This is a genomic window from Pontibacter diazotrophicus (genome assembly GCF_003367245.1).
GTDB classification, from domain to species: Bacteria; Bacteroidota; Bacteroidia; order Cytophagales; family Hymenobacteraceae; genus Pontibacter; species Pontibacter diazotrophicus.
In genome coordinates this window covers 80,366-99,471 of sequence record NZ_QRGR01000004.1, presented here as the reverse complement: position 1 = coordinate 99,471, position 19,106 = coordinate 80,366, and the positions used below count along the sequence as shown (strand labels likewise).

Sequence of the window (19,106 nt, the reverse complement as noted above, 5' to 3'; positions counted from 1 at the left end):
GGATGGGGTTTAGCCATCCTTTTTAAAGTATCTAAGCGTTTACCGCCGAAATTTTATACTAGAATACGCGTAGCTCTACGCCAGCCAGCACACGTCCACAGTGTTCGCAGACGATAACCTTTTTCTGAGCAGCGATATCGGCCTGACGTTGAGGCGGTACCGTGTTAAAACAACCACCGCAGGCATCACGCTTCACCGTTACAACAGCCAAACCGTTGCGCACGTTTCCGCGGATACGGGTATAAGCAGTAAGCAAACGATCTTCGATGTTGGCAGCCGCTTTAGCGCGTTCTTTCTCAAGCGCTGTTTCTTCCTCTTCGCTTTCCCCTACAATCTGATCAAGCTCCTTCTTTTTGTTCTCAAGGTCTTTGCGGCGCTCTTCCAGGCGATGCTTTGTGCCTTCTATCTCGTTGATTTTCTGCTCAATCTGGTAGTGGGCTTCTCTTGTTTTCTTCTCGTTGATCTGGATTTCCAGCTTCTGAAGTTCTATCTCCTTTGTAATAGCATCGTACTCGCGGTTGTTGCGTACGTTCTGCTGCTGCTCCTCATATTTGCGAATCAGGCTTTCAGCGTCTTTCGTTGCCTGCTTGCGTTGCGCAATAGAGTCATTCAGGCTTGCTACTTCATCATCAAACTTACGAACCCGCACTGCATACCCTTCAATTTCATCTTCAAGGTCCTGAACTTCCTCAGGGAGGTCTCCTCTTACTCTTTTGATTTCATCAAGCTGTGAATCGATGGTCTGAAGCTTTAAAAGTGCTTCCAGTTTGCTGGCTACAGTACTTTCCATGTATTAAAAAGTGTATCTGACAGGGTTTGTGTTTACTTCTGATATTAAGACTGCAAAATTAGAGAAATTTTTTGAAATCGTGTCATAAAAAATCTCCTTTGTGAATACCTCGCTTTCATAATGGCCGATGTCAGCTATCATCAACTGACTTTCGGCGTCAAAAAACTCATGATATTTTACATCGCCGGTTACGAGGGCATCAGCACCCTGGCGTATGGCATCTTTTATGAGAAAGCTTCCTGCGCCACCACAAACTGCCACCCGCTTCACCTTTTTATCACCTATGGTAGTGTAACGAAGCCCCTGCAGCTGCATTTTCTGTTTCAGGTAAGCTAAAAATGCTTCTTCTGTCATTTCTTCAGTTAATTCTCCAACCATCCCGATGCCTACCTCCTGGTTCTGGTTTTCGAGGCTGTAGAGGTAATGGGCCACTTCCTCGTAAGGGTGTGTTTTTTTTAAGGCTGCCATGATGGCGCCTTGCAGGTAAGCCGGGAACAGCACTTCTATCCGGTTCTCCTGCACCTCTTCTGCTTTGCCAGCCTGCCCTATGGCGGGATTGGCCTTATCGGATGGCAGAAAGCGTCCGGTGCCTGTCACCTGGAAACTGCAGTTGCTGTATTCCCCGATGTTGCCGGCACCCGCTTTGTGCAGCGCCTGCAGCACTTCATCTGTGTTATCTAACGGAACAAAAGCTACCAGTTGCATCAGTGTCTGGGGTTTGTTTACCAGTATCCGTTGCTGTTGCAGCCCAAGCTTGTCAGCTATTTTGGTATTTACACCATGCAGCACATTGTCTAAATTGGTGTGGCTGGCATATATCGCAATGTTATGCTGTATGGCTTTTATGATGGTGCGCTCTACATAGTTACGCCCCGTGAGCTGCTTCAGGCCTTTAAATATAACCGGGTGGTGGGCCACAATCAGGTTACAGTCTTTTTCAAGTGCCTCATCTATCACGGCTTCTGTGCAGTCCAGCGTGAGGAGCACGCCTTTTACTTCTGCCTGGGCATCTCCGGTCTGTAGACCGGCATTGTCATAGCTTTCCTGGTAGCGGAGAGGAGCCAGGTGCTCAAGGAGGTGTGTTATGTCTTTTATTTTTGCCATCGTTATGCTCTTATCGTCTTCAATTTAAAATTAGTTTTAATTTTACTCCGCTACATAATAATGATGAAATATTTAAAATTGCTGCTCTGGCCCTTTTCACTGCTTTACGGGGGGGTAACGGTGGCGCGAAACATCTTATACGACAAAGGAACGCTGACTTCCACGCGTTTCGACTTGCCTGTGATTGCCGTTGGAAACCTGACAGTGGGAGGCACAGGCAAAACACCCCATGTAGAGTACCTGCTGCGTTTGTTGCAGCAGTATAAGGTGGCTACGCTCAGCCGCGGCTACAAGCGCCAGAGCAAAGGTTTTCTGCTGGCCGACGGGCAAAGCACGGCAGCAATACTCGGCGATGAGCCCTACCAGTACCACCGTGACTTCCAGGGTGTAGCCGTGGCTGTTTCCGAAGACCGGGTAGCGGGAATACAGAAGCTTCAGCAATTGGTACCGGAATTAGCGGCAGTGGTGCTGGACGATGCCATGCAGCACCGTCCGGTACAGCCATCCCTGAACATATTGATTACAGATTACAACAGGCCATTTTATAAAGACTTTGTGCTTCCGGCAGGGTTGCTGCGGGAGCCGAGGCAGGGGGCCGCCAGGGCAGATGCCGTCATCATGAGCAAGTGCCCCTTGCAACTGGATATGCAGGAGCAAGGTAACATCAGAAGCGAAATAGAAAAATATACGGCTCCGGATACACCCGTGTTCTTCTCTGCGTTTGTATATGGAGCACCAGTAGCAATAGGCTTACCTGTAGCGCCTACGCAGAAGGTTGTGCTGTTGACGGGGATTGCCAACGCGCAGCCATTGAAGGAATATCTTGCGTCCGATGGATATAAGATGGTGCATCACCTGGAGTATCCGGACCACCACCAGTATAGTGCCCAGGACCTGCAAAAGCTGAAACAACTGTTGCAACAGCCTGTTTTTTCCGGGGCTACTATACTAACTACCCGGAAAGACGCCGTTAAACTGGCAGGGCCTGAGTTGGAAAGCCTTACAAAAAAACTCCCGGTATTTTATATACCCATTGTGGTGCAGTTGCTGGGCTTGCAGGAAAGATTTGACCAACTGGTACTACAACATGTGCGGCAGTTTCAGAAACCCATTACACAGTAAATATACGGTAAAGCCGCAGTCACTTTTAGCAGCAGAAAGCTGTAGCATCAGAAATAATATTTAATTCGCTAATTTTGCGACGTGAAAAAAAAGATAATAGCCTTTATTCTTCCCTTTCTTGGTTTACTCTTCTTGAGCCAGGCTGCTTACTCCCAGATTATCGATGATACGACCAAGCTGTACTACAGCCCGAAAACAACCCTGCAACTCTATGCGCAGGATGTGTTGAGGGGACGTTACCTGGAGCAGCCGATAGACACTTCACTGAGTAATTTACAGAATGAGCGTTATTGGTACAACGACACCGCCTTTTACCAGCATCTTGGAAATACAGGTACTGCGGCGCAGCCTCTTTTTTACTATCCGCCACAAAAGATAGGGGTGAGGCTGGGCAAGAACGTCTTTGACCGCTATGCTTATGATCCCTATAAGATCAACTATTTCAATACGCGGTCGCCTTATACCCATCTTTTCTATGTGCAGGGCGCGCGGGGAGAGCAGGTGTTTGAAGGTTTACATACGCGCAACATCACCCCCCGCTGGAATGCTGGCGCAGCTTACCAGATCATCACGGCGAACCAGCAAATAGGTCCTGCAGCCGGAGACAGAAGATCAAGAAGCTTCCTGGACAACCAGGCGATCAAAGTATTCTCACATTATCGTTCCGAAAACGAGAACTATAACCTGTTCTTTAATTTTACTTATATGGGGGTGGAACAGGTTGAAACAGGTGGAATTATACCTGATACTACCGTTCAGGATGATGTGACAGCGCCCTCCATTCTTTCCCGCTTTGAAGAGGCACCGGTACAGCTTACCACAGCGCTGAATGAGGAAACCCGGAACAATTTCCACCTCATGCAGATTTACAGGCTAGCGAAAGAGAACCTGAAGGTCTATCATGTGCTGGACTGGAGGAGGCAGCAGAACAGGTTTGAAGACACAACCCTTACAAATTACAGAACAACCATTCAAAGCTATCTGGATGCTTCGAATGGGAGCCTGAATGATGTTTTTACGATTTACCCAGACTACAAACTGAGTCGCCGCCGGACAATTGACATCACGAATTACAAAGAATTACAGAATACATTCGGTGTAACGGGTAACTATAAACTCTCGTCTTACAACGCCTACGCCAAACTGCGGAACGCCACCATGGCGTATAGCGCACAATCCCCATTACCTACAGACAGTACCAGGTTTGTTCCTGTAGATCGCAGTGATGCTTATAACCAGGTTTTGATAGGTGGTGACATCAGGCTCATGTACAAGAATCTGGCAGAATTGACCGGAGAGGCGGAATACCAGTTGGGTTCTGATTACCGCGTGAAGGGCAGGGCTCGTATAGGAGGCGCTTTTGCCACCCTGGAGCGCACGCTCTTTTCACCTTCCCGGGTAGAGGATTATATGCTAAGCAACCATTTCCAGTGGGACAATGATTTCGAAACCTCTGTGACGGACCGTATCGGTGTAGGTTATGCCGGCGCCTTTGGCACACGCCAGTATGTGAAACTGAATGCCCACTATACCAACATCAAGCGCCACATCTTCTTTAACCAGAATGCCGAACCGCAACAGTTGAGTGGTAACCAGCGGCTGTGGGGGGCGGACCTGTCACACCATATACGCTTCGGTCCTGTGTATTTCAAGAACCTGGTGGCCTATACCAATACCGATGAAGCAGATAAAGTAAGAATACCGGACTTTCTGCTGGAGTCAACTGTTTACATTGAAGGTTTCCTGTTCAAGCAGGCCCTGTTCAGCCAGTTAGGGGTGCAGACTACTTACATGTCTAGTTACTATGCTGATGCATATATGCCTGTAACACAGCAGTTTTATGTGCAGGACCATTTCCAGGTGCAGGGATATCCGGTGGTTGATGTTTTTCTGAATGCAGACATCAAAACAGTAAACCTTTTCGTGAAGATGAGCCATGTAAATGACCAGTTGCTGGAGCCGGTATACTTTGTAACGCCTTATTACCCTGGTATGCGCCGCAGCTTCACGTTTGGCCTGAAGTGGATGTTCTTTGATTGATTTCTGATTCTGTCGCTTGTATAAAGTTGTTTCCCTGTTAATACGCTTACATTATGTCTGATCAGCCAACTAAAACCATCCTTCGCTTGGAGTTGCCCACCGACCCCCGCTGGGTAAACATCGCGGAAAAGAACATAGAAGAAATATTAGTAGACCACGCCTACTGCGAGCAGAAAGCTGCTACGTCCGGTATATCCCTCATTGTAAAGTACCCTGATAAGGAGAAGCTGGTAGAGGAGATGACGGACCTGGTGGCAGAGGAGTGGAGCCATTTTGAGCGGGTATTGGCCGAGCTGAAAAAGCGCGGCTACAGCCTGGGCCGCAACCGCCCGGATGAGTACGTGGTGGAACTCACCAAGCATATCCGGAAAGGTGACAAGCGGGAACGCCAACTGATGGACCACCTGCTGGTGAATGCCCTCATTGAGGCCCGAAGCTGCGAGCGTTTTAAACTGCTCTGGAAGAACATTGCGGATGAAGGCCTGCAGCAGTTTTATTATGAATTGATGGTATCAGAAGCCGGGCACTATGTAAGCTTTGTAAAGCTGGCGAAGGAATACATGCCGGCAGCTGTTGTAGATGCCCGTCTGAAAGAGCTTTTGGCCATTGAAGCCGACATTATCCGTAACCTGGCGCCAAGGGCTGACCGGATGCACTGAGTCATTTGACAGTTATCATTTAACATTTGTCAATTATCAGAAACAGGAACGGCTGAAGAAAAAATCTTCAGCCGTTCCTGTTTCTGCCTTTAAATTAATCTATTGAAGGACCTGGTAAATGTTAAATGACAACTGTTAAATGATCAAGTTTTCTGCTTCTTCTTTTTGGCGGCAGGAAAAAGAATGTTGTTCAGGATAAGGCGGTAGCCGGGCGAGTTCGGATGCAGCGCCAGGTCAGTGGGGTCTTCGCCTACTAAGTGCTGGTAGTCTTCCGGGTCGTGGCCGCCGTAAAATGTCCAGGTGCCGCGGGCGTAGGTGCCGTGCATGTAGCGGATTTCAGATAACTCGCTGTTTTCGCCCATTACCACCACTTCTGGCTTCACAAGTTTTTTTCTAAAAGCGGTTGTCTGCCCCATAAAACCTTTGATGGTTTTCTCATGGTTTTGCGTGAGCATTGTCGGAATCGGGTCCCACTTGGCAGAAAAGGTAAACAGCTGAAAGTAATCATTTGCCTCTGTTACCGGCCGCTCCTGCGGCTGCACGTCGATGTTGGAGTACTCGTACTCCAGCGGGTTTCGGGAGATTCTGAAATCGCGGAAGGCCAGCGATTTCTCATAATCCAGTTTCTGTTGTGCCTGTGGGTCTGCTGCGTCACCATCAAACATAGCTTCCACTATGTCTACTCCCTCAGCAGCCAGGGCAATGTCGTAGGTGTCGGTGGCAGAGCACATAGCAAACAAGAAGCCGCCACCTGCACAGAATTCCTTTATTCTTTTCGCTACCCCTAACTTCATCTCCGACACTTTGTTGAAACCTAGCTTGGCAGCTGATTCTTCTAATTCACGCTGTTGCTCCTGGTACCAGGGATAGTGCCGGTAACTTGCATAGAACTTGCCATACTGACCTGTAAAGTCCTCGTGATGCAGGTGCAGCCAGTCATACTTCGGCAGCTCGCCATTCACAATCTCTTCGTCATAGATCACGTCATACGGAATCTCTGCATATGTTAATACAAGTGTCACGGCGTCATCCCAGGGCATTTTAGATTTAGGAGAGTATACCGCCACCTTCGGTACCTTTTCCAGCTTCATGATGTCCATATTAGCTTCCGGGTTGCTTATCTCTGTTAAGATGCTATTATATTGGGCATCAGAAATTACTTTATAGCTCACGCCCCGCACGATCAGCTCATTCTCCAGCTGTGGGGCATGCTGAAAGGCGAAACTGCCGCCACGGTAATTCAACAGCCAATCTACAGAAACATTATTACCCAGCGCCCAATAGGCAACGCCATAAGATTTTAAGTGGTCTTTTTGGGTTTCATCCATTGGCAGCAGAATCGTGCTGGCTATGGACGAAAACGAGAGTAGGAAAAGTGTCAGAATAAGCGTGGTGGTACGGAAAATCATGCGGTTCGTCTTTAAAATACGGCTCAATGTATAATATTGTCTTTTAATTCATAAAATGGCATTAACTTAGAAGCAATGCCCTTATAAGAGTACATAACGTAAAATAGTAACAAAGCGCACATCATCCTAGCATATGAATTTAATAGAAAATATCCTGGAGGGCCTTCGGTCGATACATGGGAACCTGCTACGTACTGTGCTAACGGGCCTTATTATCGCCATTGGTATCATGTCTTTGGTTGGTATACTAACGGCTGTAGACAGCATGAAGTACTCCCTGACGCAAACCTTCTCCAATCTTGGTGCCAATGCGTTCGATATTCGCCGTGCCGGCATGAACAACAGGGGTAGAAGTGAGGGCCGCACCGAAAAAATTTACCCTGTTATCTCTTACAACCAGGCGGTGATGTACAAGGAGCAAATGCCTGATGATGCGCGGGTAAGCTTATCCGCACATGTTTCCGGCGCCACTGTGGTAAAAAGCGATACAGAAAAAACAAACCCGAATGTGAACATCACAGCTGGGGATGAAAACTACATGCTAAACAACAACATAAACTTAGCGAAAGGACGTGATTTCTCAACTTTTGAGCATGAGCAGGGTATTAATGTTGCTATTGTAGGTGATGAAATAGCGACCACATTATTCAAAGACAGAGAAGCTGTAGGCAATTTCGTCACTTTTCTGGGGCGGCGCTTTAAAGTGATTGGGCAGTTGGAGAAGAAAGGAAGCAGCATGGGCGGCAGCGACGACCGCCGTATCATTATTCCCCTGGAAGCGGGGCGTCAGATACCGCGAACAGGTGATGCTACACTCAATATTACAATTAAAACAGCCATTCACAGGGCAGATGAACTGAACTACGTGATGGGCGAGGCCACCGGGATCATGCGCAAAATACGGCAGGATGCACTGGGGCAGGAGGATTCTTTTGAAATAAGGAGGAGTGATTCGCTGGTGCAGAGCCTCGATGAAATTTCCGGATACCTGAAGGTAGGAGGTTTTATTATCGGTTTTATTACCCTGTTGGGTGCCTCTGTTGGCTTAATGAATATTATGATGGTGTCTGTAAATGAGCGTACCCGGGAAATTGGGGTGCGGAAAGCATTGGGTGCTACTGCGTTCCAGATACGCCAGCAGTTCCTGATTGAAGCCATCGTCATCTGTATTCTCGGTGGTTTTGTAGGAGTGTTGTTAGGTGTGCTCATGGGGAACGGCATTGCCTCTATGATTGGAGAAGGCGGCTTCATAGTGCCCTGGCTTTGGGTAGTGATTGGAATGGCAATTTGTGTGTTTGTGGGTGTTGTCTCAGGTTATTATCCTGCCTCCAAAGCCTCTAAACTTGACCCAATTGATTCTCTTAGATACGAATAAGCAAAACTGCAACAGATACTTTAGAAACAAAAAACCTCTGCTATTCAGCAGAGGTTTTTTGTTATAGAAATAAGATATGTCTTACTATTCTGTAGCTGTTGTATCAGCTGCTGTTTTTTCAGTAGTATAAGCCTCGTTAAGGCCACTCACTACTTCTGACGTAATATCACGTGAAGGATTGCTGTAAAGAATAGCACTGCTACCACGAGAGTAGGTTAATACCATCTCATAACCTTTTTCTTCGCTCAGTTTCTTGAGGTACTCTTCTACGCGGTCATAGATTTTCTTCATTTCCTCAGACTCTTCGCCGGCCAGTTCGTTACCAGCAGTTTGCTGTAGTTGCTGTAACTGCTGTTGCTTTTGCTGCAGGCGCTGCTCTGTTTGGGCTCTCTGCTGTTCACTCATGGTTTGGCCAGTCTGCTGATACCTTTCAACTTCTTTCTGGAAAGCCTCTGCCTGTGAGCGAAGATTCTGTTCTGCCTTCTCACCTTTGCCCTGCAGGCGGGTACGAACATCTTTGAAGTATTCGTAGTTTGTAAGCAGCGAATCAGAATTCACGTATACAATGTCATGTACACCAGCTGTTTCGCCGGTTGCAGGTGTGTTTACTCCTTCTACTTTAGGCGCTTCTGTGCAGGCTGACATAAGGGAAGCAGCCATTGCCAGGCCTAAGGAAATCTTTAGAACTTTCACTATTTCTTTGGGTTTTGATTTGTTGAAAGAATTATCAGTTTAAATATAACACTAAACTTTACCAATTACCTAAGCCCATCCTTAAAAATCATTCGTTGCGCTGCAAAAACAAAATATTAAGCTTGTCTAATGCTTCAGCAGTTCCTGGTAAGTTTCTTCTGCCTCCATTAATCCGGCAGCGTTGAGCTGAGTCAGGCGTACGTGTCTGGTCTCGTTCACCAGCACGGGGTCATATTTAGCTACCACGCGTACATAGTTCTCCGTCCAGCCTTCCATCAAGCCGTCTTTTACATCGTCCTCAAACAACACATTAAATTCACGGCCAATATTCTGTTCATAGAAGTTCCGCTTCTTTTTCTCAGACAGGATGCGGAGCATATCAGCGCGGCGGTTACGGTCTTTATTCGTTACCTTACCCGGCATTTCAGGAGCCAGTGTGTTTTCGCGCTCAGAGTAAGGAAACACGTGCAGGTAACTTACATCCAGCTCGTTCAGGAAGTTATAGGTCTCCAGAAAGTCCTCCTCCGTTTCGCCGGGAAAACCCACAATTACATCCACACCGATGCAGCAGTGCGGCATCAGTTGCTTTATTGTTGCTACGCGATCGGCGTACAACTCACGCTGGTAACGGCGACGCATCAGCTTTAAGACTTTGTTGGAGCCAGACTGCAGCGGCACATGGAAATGGGGCATAAAGCGATTGCTCTGCGCGACAAAAGAAATAATTTCGTCTTTCAGCAGGTTGGGCTCAATAGATGAGATACGGAAACGGTCAATACCTTCCACCTTATCCAGTTCCTTAACAAGATCAAAGAAAGTTTCTACACGCTTGCCATCCTGTATGCCAAAGTCACCGGTGTTTACACCCGTGAGCACAATCTCCTTCACACCCGATTCCGCAATTTCACTTGCAGACCGCACCACATTCTCTATGCTGTCAGAGCGGCTGTTGCCCCGCGCCAGCGGTATAGTACAGAAGGAGCAGGAATAGTCACAGCCGTCCTGTACCTTCAGGAAGGTGCGGGTACGGTCGCCGAAAGAGTAGGAATTATGGAAAGTATTTGCCTCAGAGACAGGGCTGGCATAGATTTGTGCCTTTTCTTTTTTCTCGAATGTCTCCAGTATATCTACTAACTGAAACTTTTCGGCTGCTCCCAGCACGGCATCTACTCCCGGAATCTCTGAAATCTCCTTTGGTTTCAGCTGCGCATAACAGCCGACAATAGTGATGAAGGCATCCGGAGAATGCTTCAGCGCTTCCTTCACAATCTTACGACACTTCTTGTCAGCATTATCCGTTACCGAGCAGGTATTAATAACGTAGATGTCAGGTGTGTCGGTAAACTCCACCTTCTCAAACCCACGCTCCTGGAAAATACGGCCAATGGTGCTGGTTTCAGAATAATTCAGCTTACAGCCTAAGGTATAAAAAGCTACTTTTTTCATAATCAGGGTGCAAAGATAAGAATTTTCTGCCTTACTATTGCAATCCTGTTGCCAAAAGGCAGCACAAGTAAAGGGTTGAGAGTTAAAGAATTAGTTGCAGGTTTGTTAAAGTGATAATGCCTGTAAAAAGCTTGTATAGCGACAACGCTGAATGCTTTATACTTAAACAACAGGCACTATTTCCTTACAAAGTCTTCAAAAGAGTACTGCATGTAGGCTTTACCGGTTCTCAATTGATCTTCCGTAACACCAGTATCTGAAGTGATAAGCTGCTGTGCGTTATTGTCGAATGTAAGGATGCCCCGGGGTGTGACATAACCGAAACCATCTTTGAAGACATAAAATGCAAAAGGATCCGGATTGGGTTTAAGTAAATCACGGCTCCAGGTAAAGTCTTGGTGCGCCAGGTTCAGCTTTGCTAGTAATGTAGCCGCAATGTCTGTCTGAGAGCCTATTGTCATTACTTTAACACCTTTCTCTGTGATAGCTCCTCCTGTTAGTACAAATGGAATATGGTATTTTGAAGCAGCATATGGTGGATCGTTGCCCGGCATGATATGGCCATGATCAGCGGTAATAACCACGATGGTATTTTGCCACCAGGGCTCCTGCTTTGCCTGCTTTATAAATTTGCCTAACGCCTGGTCTGTATAATATACACTGTTCCGGAACTCCGCCTCCTCGTCATCCCCGTTGAAAACTGGTTCGATCGGAATTTCAAATGGCTCATGGCTGCTCAGGGTATAGACTGTTGTAAAGAACGGGTTGTGTTCCTGCTTTAAGTCATGCAGTACACGTTCGAACAAAACATGGTCGTGCGCGCCCCATTTTGAGTTATAACTGCTGGCCGGGAAATCATCTTTAGCGATGAGGCGGTCATAAGCACCATTCATGAGATACGATTTGATATTAGCAAATTCCAGCTCTCCTCCATAGTAGTAGCTGGTGCTGTAGTGCTGCTGCTTAAATACTTTACTGAGCTGGGGCAGCTTCGCTGTTTTTTTAGGTGTTTTGATGATAGAAGTGGTAGTTTGCACCGGGTATCCGCTTAACAGCGCAACCATACCTTTCTCACTTCTATCCCCGCTGGCGTAGATGTTAGTAAAGCTTATACCCTCAGCAGCAATCCTATCTAAGTTTGGTGTAACACCCTGCTCGCCACCAAGACTTTCTACAAACTTAGCTGTATAGCTTTCCAGTATGATAAGCAGTACGTTGGGCTTTGTTGCAGCAATATATTGTTGAACTGTACTGGTGAAAGTAGTAGCGCCGTAGAGGAGTTGTACCCGTTGCGCTGCCTCCTCTGGTGACATATACTTATATGGATTCTTGCTAGTCTTCCTGTACTTTATCAGGTCATGCATCAGATTCCAGGGCATATTTAACCCGGCATGATTAGCATAAGGCTTGCTCGAGAAGTATGCCACACTCTGATTGATAGGGATCTGCTGCACTCCGCCGCGCATAGGCAGCACAAGCAAAGCCAGGTAGAGAAGTGACAGAATGCTATATTTCCTTTTGTTTTGCGGTGAATTGAACTTCTTCAGATCGAAAAACAGCCTGTATACGATAACCGATGCGCTGCTGAGAATCATAATAAACAGCAACAGCAGGAACAGAGGAGCGGCGGCAGCTGAGGCGGCCATTTCGCCGGGGGTGTTCAGGTACTGCAGTGGCGTAGCATCCAGCCGGAAGCCCCAGTACGTGTAGAGTTCTAAGTCCGCTGCAAGCAGCAGCGATAAAAGCACCAATAAAGTAAAAGTGTACACATGTATAAAACCCTGCACCCTAAGCCTGGGCCACAAAGCAAAGACCAACAAGGAGAAAAAAGGAATGGCACAGACGTAGGCTGTAAATGAAAAGTCCAGCCGCAGGCCGAAAATAAAGGTGTCCAGAATTTCTGGTGTGGTAAGTTCAGAGCTACGCTTTGTGTGGTATAGTAAAAACAGGGCCCTGGCAACTATAAAGTACAGCACCCAAAAAAAGAAGTACAGCGGCTGATAAATGAAAGGTTTTTTCACACTGCAAATTTAAGGTATATACGAGGCCATTGTTAATTAAGTAGCTATAATATTTCAGCTATATATAAGGCAGGCACAAAAAAGACAGGGGATATAGCAATCATAGGGTAGTTATAATCAAACAACTTAAATTTTTGGCATAACCCTGCTAAATTATAGGTGATTTAGTAGAAACAGGTGCAAATTTTCGTAGATCCCCCTGATTTTTTAACCTCTACAAGTTTGCAATGTGATTTTTCTCTATATCTTTGCTACTCTTAAAACAAAACTCTCTCTAAACTCATGTCAAAACTACGCTTTAAAGCGCTGGAATTTGTAAGCCAGCGAAAACGAAGTGAAGTGGTCCTCCCTTCACAAAAAATATCTGAATATTTCGGTGAGAACGTATTCAACAACGAACAAATGCGTTCCACTATGTCTTCCGACAATTATAAGCGTCTGCGCCGCACAATCGATGCTGGTGAAAAGGTGGATCGCGATTTGGCTGATGCCGTAGCATCTGCCATGAGAACCTGGTCCATGAGCAAAGGTGCTACGCACTATACGCACTGGTTCCAGCCCCTTACAGGTGCCACAGCTGAAAAGCATGACTCTTTCTTTGACCTGACAAGTGATGGTGAAGCCATCGAGAATTTTAAAGGCAGTGCTCTTGTGCAGCAGGAGCCGGATGCTTCTTCTTTCCCGAGCGGTGGTATCCGAAACACGTTCGAGGCTCGTGGCTATAGTGCATGGGATCCGTCTTCACCGGCCTTCCTAATCGACAATGCCGGAATTAAAACCCTTTGTATTCCTACTATTTTTGTGGCATATACGGGTGAGGCACTGGACTATAAGACGCCTTTGTTAAAGTCAATCAAGCTGTTGAACGATGCCGCTGTACCTGTTTGCCAGTACTTTGATAAGGATGTAAACAAGGTAAATACTACCTTGGGTATAGAGCAGGAATATTTCCTCGTAGACCGTGCTTTGTATGAGGCTCGTCCTGACCTTGTTATTTCCGGCCGTACGCTGTTTGGCCATTCACCTGCTAAAGGACAGCAGCTGGAAGATCATTATTTCGGAAGCATCCCAACGCGTGTACACGCCTTTATGCTTGACTTCGAGCGTTCTGCGCTGCGATTGGGTATTCCATTGAGAACCCGCCACAACGAGGTGGCTCCCCATCAGTTTGAGTGTGCGCCTACCTTTGAAGATGCCAACCTTGCTGTTGACCACAACCAGTTGCTAATGGACATTATGGACCATGTGGCAGAGCGCCATGGGTTTAAAGTATTACTTCATGAGAAGCCATTTAAAGGTGTAAACGGTAGTGGTAAGCACAACAACTGGGCAATGAGCACCAACACTGGTGTAAATTTGTTAGGGCCTGGTAAAAAGCCAAAAGAGAACCTTCAGTTCCTGACGTTCTTCATCAATACTATTGCGGCTGTAAACAAGTATGCTGACCTTTTACGTGCCAGCATCGCCTCTGCCAGCAACGACCACCGCCTGGGAGCCAATGAAGCGCCACCAGCTATCATGTCCGTATTTATTGGCCAGCAGCTGACAGCTGTATTAGATGAGTTTGAGCGCACTTCTAAAATTCCGATTGAGAAAGGCGATAACATGTACCTGAAACTGGGAATAGACAGAATCCCGGAGGTATTGCTTGATAACACCGACAGAAACCGTACTTCGCCATTTGCCTTCACAGGTAATAAGTTTGAATTCCGTGCGGTAGGTTCTTCTGCCAACACTTCTTCTCCGATGACGGCCCTTAATACAATGGTGGCTGATCAGCTGATTGAATTCCGCCATAAAGTAGATAACCTGATCGAAGAGGGTACGAAGAAAGAAGTAGCCATTATTCAGGTGCTGCGCGATTTAGTAGCACAATCTAAAGCCGTGCGTTTTGAAGGCAACGGTTACTCCGAAGAATGGGCACAGGAAGCTGAAAAGCGTGGGCTTTCTAACATCAAGAGCACACCGCGTGCACTGGATGTATATGACCGGGAGGAAGTGAAAGCACTGTACACCAGGCACGGCATCTTTACAGAGGTAGAACTAGCTGCCCGCCATGAGATCCTGCTGGAGGAATATATGAAAAAGATACAGATTGAAGCCCGTACCATGGGTGACCTTGCTGTGAACCATGTTATTCCTACTGCTATTGCTTACCAGAACAAGCTGATCCAGAACGTGCGCGGTCTGAAAGAACTTGGGCTGGAAGATGAGTACACAAGGTCAACAGTGGAAGCCATCAAAACAATGTCGCGGCACATTTCTTCTATCCAGCAGAATGTAAATGACATGGTGGAGGCCCGCAAGGTAGCCAACAAGGTAGAGGATGCCCGTGATCGTGCCATCATGTATAATGAGAACATCTTCAGCTTCTTCGATAAAATACGCTACAGCGTAGATAAGCTCGAACTGATGGTGGATGATGAAGACTGGCCACTGGTGAAGTACCGTGAATTGCTATTCCTGCATTAATCATTATTTATTCTATCAATATAAACAACAAAAGCACCCCCTCGGGTGCTTTTGTTGTTTATAACTATGATTAAAGCGGTTTTTTCGTTGTGTTATAGTAATATACTGTATAACAGATAGATATGTTTGTGTATTGATTATTGTTACTGCCTCACTTTACTCATTAACTGGCCGGCTACTTTAGCGAAAATAAGTGGCAGGAGCACCACTGCAAGCCCAACGGCAATTACCTTGCGTAGCCCAAGTCGGACAATTAATTTTGTTGCTACACTGTCCCGCAGTTCTTCCAGCAGAAATTTTCCGGCTTTCGTCATGGGTTTTCCCCGCAGCACTTCCTGTACTTCTTTCCAGTTGCCACGCTCAATTTGCCGCATCAGGAATTCTGTGACAGTGTCCTTTGTAACAGAAACAGCCTCTGTTAGCTGCTCCTGTCGTAGTTTACTCCATGCTAACAGGGCGTGCAGTTTCTCTGGGGCAGTTTTCGGGAAAAACGTTCTCATATGTATCATATTCTTAGTTATCTATAGTGTAGTTCTGAATTCAAAGCTTTAAGAAAACCTTCACGGCTAACCGATTGTACGTGAATGGCATGAGTAGGGCAATAGTAACAGGCTTTATACGTCATGCCAAAGTAATCAGAAGTACGCTCAAAGGGTTTCTCAAAACCCGGAGGCAACTCCTCGTCAGAGCCGATCGCCAGCAGGAGAGTCTCCTTACCGGCCAATCTCCTGCCAAGGCTTTTCTGAACTGTAATAATGTCTGTTAACCTGTCGAAGAACGTTTTCATCAGGCCGCTCATGGCATACCAGTATACCGGTGTGGCGAAAATTACCTGCTTATGGAGTAATATCTCTTCCATCACCTGCAGGAACTGATCGGCTGCCGGATACTGGCCGGAGTAGCTGTAGGGGCAAACATGATAATCCAGCAGGTCCAGCACTTTTACGGTGTTTTCAGGGAATAGCACCTCGACCAGCTTTTTAGTATCACTCTCCCGCCGGGCGCTGCCTAAAATCGCGATTGGTTTGTTTTCCATCTTTATACCCTGCCACTATAATAAGCCTTATAAGGATAATCGTGTTAAATTTACGTAATTTGCCTTTGAACAAAGCAGGTATATCTTTAGTTAAAGAGACGAGCTGACGCATTTTTCTTTATGAACAAATCTTATTGCCCAAGCCTTACAGCTTACGAACGCAGAAAAACCCGCGTGGTGAACATTGGCGGTTTGCCAATGGGTGGTGATTACCCCATACGGGTACAGTCGATGACGACGGTAGACACCATGGATACTATGGGTTCTGTGGAGCAGTGCATCCGCATGATAGAGGCGGGATGCGAGTATATACGTATCACGGCGCCGAGTATAAAAGAAGCTGAGAACCTCAAAAATATCAAGGAGGAGTTAAGCAAGCGGGGGTATAACGTGCCTCTTATTGCCGACATCCACTTTACTCCGAATGCTGCTGAGGTAGCGGCACGTATTGTAGAGAAGGTCCGTGTGAATCCGGGTAATTATGCTGACAAAAAGAAGTTCCAGGTAATTGAGTACGACGATGCTTCCTACCAGGCAGAACTGGACCGTATCCGGGAGCGCTTTGTGCCGCTCGTTCGAATCTGTAAGGAACATGGCACGGCCATGCGCATCGGTACTAACCACGGTTCTTTGTCTGATCGCATCCTGAGCCGCTATGGCGATACTCCGCTGGGCATGGTGGAGAGTGCGCTGGAGTTTCTGCGTATCTGCGAGGATGAAGGCTATTATGACATCGTTATCTCCATGAAAGCTTCCAACACGCAGGTGATGGTACAGGCGTACCGTCTGCTGGTGCAGAAGCTGGAGGAAGAAGGTATGCAGCCTTACCCGCTCCACCTAGGCGTAACAGAGGCTGGCGAAGCGGAAGACGGACGTATAAAATCGGCTGTGGGCATTGGCACTTTGCTGGAGGATGGATTAGGGGACACGGTGCGTGTTTCGCTAACTGAAGCGCCTGAGGCAGAGGCTCCGGTGGCCAAAGCACTTATTGACCGTTACAGGCATCGTGCAAAAAAGGCTACGCCTATGAAACCTGTGTGTAACGTCCCTATCAACCCGTTCCAGTATCACCGTAGGGAGACAGCAGAGGTGGGAAACCTGGGAGGGCTTAATGTGCCGCGTGTGGTGGCCGACCTGAGCCGCCTGACTGAAGTGCAGTATGCCGACCTAAAATGCGTGGGCCACCTGTACTCCATGCTGCTCGATAAATTCAATATGAATGATCAGGGAGCAGACTTTATCTACACAGGAGATACTCCTATCAGCTTTATGCTGCCAAATGGCCTGAAGGAGATTGTGAATTATGATGCCTGGCTAACGGCTGAAGAAAGAAAGGACCGCCATCCGCTGCTGCATGCGGACCAGTATCTGAGGAGCGTGGATCGGCATGACACACTAAATTTTATTCAACTTTCTATCAGTGAGCTGACAAACGAACTGTTAGAGCGCCTGAAGCAGGATAAGACGGCGATACTTATGCTGCAAACCAGCAACGAGCATGCAATGCCGGAGCTGCGAAAATGCTTTTTCCGACTGATGAACAATGGCGTACAGACGCCCTGCATCATAAAGCGGTCCTATGGCCAACTTTCGCCTGACGAGATACAACTGTATGCTGCCACTGATGTGGGTGGTTTACTGATAGACGGACTTGGTGATGGTATCATGTTAGGTACTGAGCTGCTTACTGAGCAGGAGAAAGGGGAGTGGCTGCAAACGATCGGACAGTACAACAGCCTCAGCTTTGGAATATTGCAGGCGGCCCGTACCCGCATGAGCAAGACAGAGTATATCAGCTGCCCTAGCTGCGGCCGCACCTTGTTTGATTTACAGGAAACCACTGCCATGATCCGCAAGCGCACCGATCACTTGAAAGGTGTTAAGATCGGCATCATGGGTTGTATTGTAAATGGCCCCGGCGAAATGGCGGACGCGGATTATGGCTATGTAGGTGTAGGAAAAGACAAAATCGCCCTCTACCGTGGGCAAACTGTCATCAAAAAGGCTGTGCCTGCCGACCGAGCTGTGGATGAGCTGATTGAGCTGATACGGGAGGATGATAAATGGATTGAGCCTGTGCGGTTAGAGGACTAATTAGGAGGGAGTAAGGGTTTGTATTTTATTTGCTTCAATCGCATTAAAAAGCAATCTTTTTATTCCCGGTTATGTTTATATTATAGTGTGGAGCGAGAGCTAATACTATAGCCTTTGCGTTACAGGCATTTGATAACTACTAACTGAAACATTATATGAAGGGATTATTTGATTTCTCTGAAGTAGGCAACTATTTCTTCCGCAAAAAAGACTCCAGTCGTAAAACTAATTTCAACCTGCGCGCCATGCACACTATCAACAAGATCTCCATGGGGATGTTCCTGGCTTGCATTATTTACTTCATCATCACCCACTGGTAACAGTGCATATTGAGGCTTTCAGAACATATTGCTTAGTTAAACCCGGTACAACAGAAGAATTTCCTTTTGATGATGACACACTTGTTTTTAAGGTGGGAGGCAAAATGTTCTCCTTGTGCAGCCTTGCTAATTACGACAAAGGCATTAGCCTGAAATGTGCCCCCTGAGAAGGCGGTAGAGCTGCGGGAGCAGTATCCGCAAGTGTCACCGGGATATCATATAAGCAAACTGCATTGGAACACAATACTGCCGGAAGCCGGATTGCCCGAGCAACTTCTTCAAATTTGGATAGATGATTCTTAAAAGCTGGTATGGGTTAAACTAACAAAGAAGGTAAAGCAGGAGATAGATTTTAACAATAGCTAAAGAAAAGAGCCACTCAAATGTGGCTCTTTTCTTTTAAGAGAGGGCAACAAAAAGATTAAGATCCACACTTATATTTTATGTAGGTACATCTTAACCAAGTTGCGTTTTATGAGTGAAGAAGCACTTTTATTGTCGTTTCCTCATATATTTATTTAAGTT

The 19,106-nt window shown here is 46.8% G+C and carries 17 protein-coding genes; 9 read left to right on the top strand and 8 right to left on the bottom strand.

The features are described from left to right. Positions 1 to 58: 58 nt before the first annotated feature. Together DXT99_RS03875 and DXT99_RS03870 are read right to left on the bottom strand one after the other, a co-directional pair. On the bottom strand, positions 59 to 790 hold the full coding sequence (locus DXT99_RS03875; RefSeq protein ID WP_115564212.1) for a zinc ribbon domain-containing protein: 732 nt from the start codon (positions 788 to 790) through the stop codon (positions 59 to 61). A 3-nt stretch (positions 791 to 793) separates the two neighbouring features. Beyond that, positions 794 to 1,894, bottom strand: a complete 1,101-nt coding sequence (locus tag DXT99_RS03870; protein WP_115564211.1) for a Nif3-like dinuclear metal center hexameric protein — start codon at positions 1,892 to 1,894, stop codon at positions 794 to 796. A 60-nt stretch (positions 1,895 to 1,954) separates the two neighbouring features. Here DXT99_RS03870 and lpxK point away from each other — a divergent pair, with 60 nt between their 5' ends. The 3 genes from lpxK to miaE all read left to right on the top strand — a co-directional run bounded on the left by lpxK (position 1,955) and on the right by miaE (position 5,715). Beyond that, a complete protein-coding gene (gene lpxK, locus DXT99_RS03865) occupies positions 1,955 to 3,016 on the top strand; it encodes a tetraacyldisaccharide 4'-kinase (protein WP_246000437.1) in 1,062 nt (353 codons plus the stop codon). 81 nt (positions 3,017 to 3,097) lie between these two features. Further along, positions 3,098 to 5,056: a putative porin gene (locus tag DXT99_RS03860; RefSeq protein WP_115564210.1), complete on the top strand. Its 1,959-nt coding sequence runs from the start codon at positions 3,098 to 3,100 to the stop codon at positions 5,054 to 5,056. 53 nt (positions 5,057 to 5,109) lie between these two features. Then, the gene (miaE, locus tag DXT99_RS03855; protein ID WP_115564209.1) at positions 5,110 to 5,715 is read left to right on the top strand and encodes a tRNA-(ms[2]io[6]A)-hydroxylase; all 606 of its coding nucleotides are present in this window, start codon (positions 5,110 to 5,112) and stop codon (positions 5,713 to 5,715) included. A gap of 143 nt (positions 5,716 to 5,858) precedes the next feature. Here the strand turns inward: miaE and DXT99_RS03850 are convergent, their stop codons facing one another. Beyond that, positions 5,859 to 7,124, bottom strand: a complete 1,266-nt coding sequence (locus tag DXT99_RS03850) for an asparagine synthetase B (protein WP_115564208.1) — start codon at positions 7,122 to 7,124, stop codon at positions 5,859 to 5,861. A 133-nt stretch (positions 7,125 to 7,257) separates the two neighbouring features. Between DXT99_RS03850 and DXT99_RS03845 the strand changes: the two genes are divergently transcribed. Continuing rightward, a complete protein-coding gene (locus DXT99_RS03845) occupies positions 7,258 to 8,499 on the top strand; it encodes an ABC transporter permease (protein WP_115564207.1) in 1,242 nt (413 codons plus the stop codon). Positions 8,500 to 8,583: 84 nt separating this feature from the next. On the opposite strand, the gene DXT99_RS03840 is transcribed toward DXT99_RS03845, so the two are convergent. From DXT99_RS03840 to DXT99_RS03830, 3 genes are all read right to left on the bottom strand, one after another. Then, on the bottom strand, positions 8,584 to 9,192 hold the full coding sequence (locus DXT99_RS03840) for an OmpH family outer membrane protein (RefSeq protein ID WP_246000436.1): 609 nt from the start codon (positions 9,190 to 9,192) through the stop codon (positions 8,584 to 8,586). 126 nt (positions 9,193 to 9,318) lie between these two features. Continuing rightward, positions 9,319 to 10,638 (bottom strand): tRNA (N(6)-L-threonylcarbamoyladenosine(37)-C(2))-methylthiotransferase MtaB, encoded by a 1,320-nt coding sequence (mtaB, locus tag DXT99_RS03835; RefSeq protein WP_115564205.1) that lies wholly within the window; start codon positions 10,636 to 10,638, stop codon positions 9,319 to 9,321. Positions 10,639 to 10,814: 176 nt separating this feature from the next. Further along, on the bottom strand, positions 10,815 to 12,659 hold the full coding sequence (locus tag DXT99_RS03830; RefSeq protein ID WP_115564204.1) for an LTA synthase family protein: 1,845 nt from the start codon (positions 12,657 to 12,659) through the stop codon (positions 10,815 to 10,817). Positions 12,660 to 12,941: 282 nt separating this feature from the next. On the opposite strand from DXT99_RS03830, the gene DXT99_RS03825 reads away from it, so the two are divergent. After that, positions 12,942 to 15,131 (top strand): glutamine synthetase III family protein, encoded by a 2,190-nt coding sequence (locus DXT99_RS03825; RefSeq protein ID WP_115564203.1) that lies wholly within the window; start codon positions 12,942 to 12,944, stop codon positions 15,129 to 15,131. 143 nt (positions 15,132 to 15,274) lie between these two features. On the opposite strand, the gene DXT99_RS03820 is transcribed toward DXT99_RS03825, so the two are convergent. Both DXT99_RS03820 and DXT99_RS03815 read right to left on the bottom strand, forming a co-directional pair. Further along, positions 15,275 to 15,631, bottom strand: coding sequence for a hypothetical protein (locus tag DXT99_RS03820; RefSeq protein ID WP_246000435.1), 357 nt, complete (start codon positions 15,629 to 15,631; stop codon positions 15,275 to 15,277). Between the two features lie 17 nt (positions 15,632 to 15,648). Continuing rightward, on the bottom strand, positions 15,649 to 16,167 hold the full coding sequence (locus tag DXT99_RS03815) for a flavodoxin family protein (protein ID WP_115564201.1): 519 nt from the start codon (positions 16,165 to 16,167) through the stop codon (positions 15,649 to 15,651). Between the two features lie 120 nt (positions 16,168 to 16,287). Here DXT99_RS03815 and ispG point away from each other — a divergent pair, with 120 nt between their 5' ends. The 4 genes from ispG to DXT99_RS27845 all read left to right on the top strand — a co-directional run bounded on the left by ispG (position 16,288) and on the right by DXT99_RS27845 (position 18,884). Further along, a complete protein-coding gene (gene ispG, locus DXT99_RS03810; protein WP_115564200.1) occupies positions 16,288 to 18,261 on the top strand; it encodes a (E)-4-hydroxy-3-methylbut-2-enyl-diphosphate synthase in 1,974 nt (657 codons plus the stop codon). A gap of 155 nt (positions 18,262 to 18,416) precedes the next feature. Beyond that, on the top strand, positions 18,417 to 18,581 hold the full coding sequence (locus DXT99_RS26965) for a DUF6728 family protein (RefSeq protein ID WP_181885024.1): 165 nt from the start codon (positions 18,417 to 18,419) through the stop codon (positions 18,579 to 18,581). Between the two features lie 2 nt (positions 18,582 to 18,583). Continuing rightward, a complete protein-coding gene (locus DXT99_RS27850; protein ID WP_317048121.1) occupies positions 18,584 to 18,748 on the top strand; it encodes an MmcQ/YjbR family DNA-binding protein in 165 nt (54 codons plus the stop codon). Further along, positions 18,738 to 18,884, top strand: coding sequence for an MmcQ/YjbR family DNA-binding protein (locus tag DXT99_RS27845; RefSeq protein ID WP_317048115.1), 147 nt, complete (start codon positions 18,738 to 18,740; stop codon positions 18,882 to 18,884). The genes DXT99_RS27850 and DXT99_RS27845 overlap by 11 nt, the downstream gene beginning before the upstream one ends. Positions 18,885 to 19,106: the final 222 nt, after the last annotated feature.